The organism is Cellulomonas bogoriensis 69B4 = DSM 16987, assembly GCF_000767165.1.
GTDB classification, from domain to species: Bacteria; Actinomycetota; Actinomycetes; order Actinomycetales; family Cellulomonadaceae; genus Actinotalea; species Actinotalea bogoriensis.
Map to the genome: position 1 here is coordinate 1 of NZ_AXCZ01000271.1, position 2349 is coordinate 2349.

Sequence of the window (2349 nt, forward strand, 5' to 3'; positions counted from 1 at the left end):
ATCGCCTCGACCGGGCACACCGGTTCGCAGGCACCGCAGTCCACGCACTCGTCCGGCTGGATGTACAGGGAGCGCTTGCCCTCGTAGATGCAGTCGACAGGGCACTCCTCGATGCAGGCCTTGTCCTTGACGTCCACACAGGGCTGAGCGATCACGTAGGTCACGGGCGGTCCTCCAGGTACGGGTGCGCGTCGGCAGGTCGCGCGGACCTAGTATCCCCCAGGTGGACTCCCCTGCGACCCCGCACCCGACCGACCCGCACGCGTCGTGGCGCACCTGGGTGCCCGGCCAACGCGTGGTGGTGCGCCGCCGTGTACCCACCGGCGGGTACACGGACGTGCTGGGCCACCTGCTGGCGGTCGGCGACGACGGCGTGGTCGTGGACACGCGGCGGGGTCCCGAGGCGGTGGCGGCCGCCGACATCGCGCTGGGCAAGATCGTGCCGCCACCACCGGCACCGCGACGTCCCCGCCGCGGGTGAGGTCCCCTCAGTCGTCGTCCTCGTCGTCCTCGTCGTCCTCGTCGTCGTCGGTGCGGGACCCGGGCGGGGGGCCGCAGACGATGGCGTTCTGCGGACGGTAGGTCCAGGTGTTGCTCTCCTCGTGGCGGGTCTCGCCCTCACGCAGCAGGCGGCGGCCCACGGTCACCGTGAACCCGGGGTTGCCCGCGGCCTGCGCGATGCACCCGGACTCGGTGTTGTACACGGTCGTGGGTGAGACCACGTTGGACCGACCGCTGGTCCAGTGCTCCACCTCCCAGTACTCGGTGCTCCACAGCGCCACGTGCAGACGCCCCCCGGCCACCCAGGACTGGAACAGCACGCCGTAGGGGGTGTTGTTCCCGACCTTCACGTCCAGGACGCCCGCGTAGATCGTGGCCTCACGCCCCTCGGGGTACCTGCTGAAGTAGAAGCTGTGGGGCTGGTGCTCGACGTCCTCCAGCCCGGCGAAGAAGGCCGCGTTGTAGACCGTCGTGCCCATCTGCGACAGGCCTCCGCCGGTGCCCTGCTGCAGCACCCCGTTGACGACAACGCCCGCCTGGCGGTAGCCGGACTCGGTGGTGATGGGCGCGAGGGTGTCGTTGAGGCTGAACACCTCGTCGGGGCGGAGCAGGGTGCCGTTGACCCTGCTCGCGCCCAGCGTCAGGTTGTGGTTCCGGTTGGAGTCGGCCGTCAGGGGGGTGGAGAACTCACCGACCCTCTCCACCACGCCCAGGCCCTCGAGCTCGGCGGTGGTGGCCTCGGGGTCGACCTCCACCAGGTCGACCCTCGCGGTCCGGTCGTCGCCGGTACCGGCGACGGTGACCGCGTCGACCATGACCTCCGGGTCCAGGGTCGTCCCCGGAGTTCCGGGAACGATGACCGGCTCGCCGTCCTCGAACTCGAAACGCGCGTCCTCGGCGTCGGTCAGGAGGTCGTCGGTGCGGTCCAGGACGGCCTCGGTCAGCGCCTCCCCGTCGAGCTGGAGCTCCAGCCGACCGTTCTCGCCGGTGAACCCCGCCGCACCGGTGACGACCTCGACGGGCAGCTCGGCCCTCTGGTCGTCGACGACGACGGTGACCGGCGCCCGCGACAGGGGCCTGGCGAGCTCGCGCATCGCCCGCTCGACCTCGGCGTCGTCGATGACGGGGGGCACCACCACCGTCGGCAGCTGGAGCGGCGGCGCCGCGGTGAGCCACTGCTCGATCACGATCTGGCGGGTGGAGTCCACGTCGAGGTCGATGCCCTCGGCGGAGTCCTCGGGCACGGGGCGCGCGTCCACGAAGCTGATGGTCCCGTCCAGCGGCTCGGTCGCCAGCGCCCCGGACAACGCCTCGACCGCGGCGTCCAGGGCGTCGTCGTCGACCTGGGTGACGGGGGCGACAGGTCCCCCGCCGAACACCTGCTGCCACAACCGCCATGGCTCGAGGCCGAATCCCGTGACCGGGCCCAGGGTCGCCTCGACGTCGAGCTCGAGCCCGGCCTCGACCGGGTCGAGCGTCGTGCGCTTCTCCCCCGCCTCCACCGCGACGGGCTGGGTCACGACCCCGCCCAGCTCGGAACGCAGGTGCGCGCGGGCCTCCTCCGCCGTCAGCCCGCCGACCTCGACACCGGCCACCGTCGACCCCGGGGGCACCCTGTCGGACCACCACCAGGCGGCACCGACGTACACACCCGCGACCACGACCACAGCAGCGGCCACCAGACCCAGCGTCCGGGCCCATGGCGTGGACCGCGCGGTCTCGTCCTCGAACTCGTCCATGGGCGAGCGCGGCAACGCAGCCGGCTCGGGTCCGGTCTCGCCACCGGGCTGCACGGCCGGCCCCGTGGCCGCGGGTGCCGGGTCATGGGCCGGTTCCGGGGCCGGTTCC

3 protein-coding genes are annotated in these 2349 nt (G+C 72.5%); 1 reads left to right on the plus strand and 2 read right to left on the minus strand.

The window, feature by feature from the left end; all coding sequences use genetic code 11:
* Positions 1-164, minus strand: a 164-nt coding sequence (locus tag N869_RS14460) for an indolepyruvate ferredoxin oxidoreductase subunit alpha (protein WP_035062744.1), incomplete at its 3' end; no start/stop codon positions are given.
* Positions 165-223: 59 nt separating this feature from the next.
* On the opposite strand from N869_RS14460, the gene N869_RS14465 reads away from it, so the two are divergent.
* Positions 224-481 (plus strand): putative acetyltransferase, encoded by a 258-nt coding sequence (locus N869_RS14465; RefSeq protein WP_232229793.1) that lies wholly within the window; start codon positions 224-226, stop codon positions 479-481.
* 7 nt (positions 482-488) lie between these two features.
* Here the strand turns inward: N869_RS14465 and N869_RS14470 are convergent.
* The coding region (locus tag N869_RS14470) for a VanW family protein (RefSeq protein ID WP_232229795.1) at positions 489-2349 on the minus strand (1861 nt) is incomplete at its 5' end.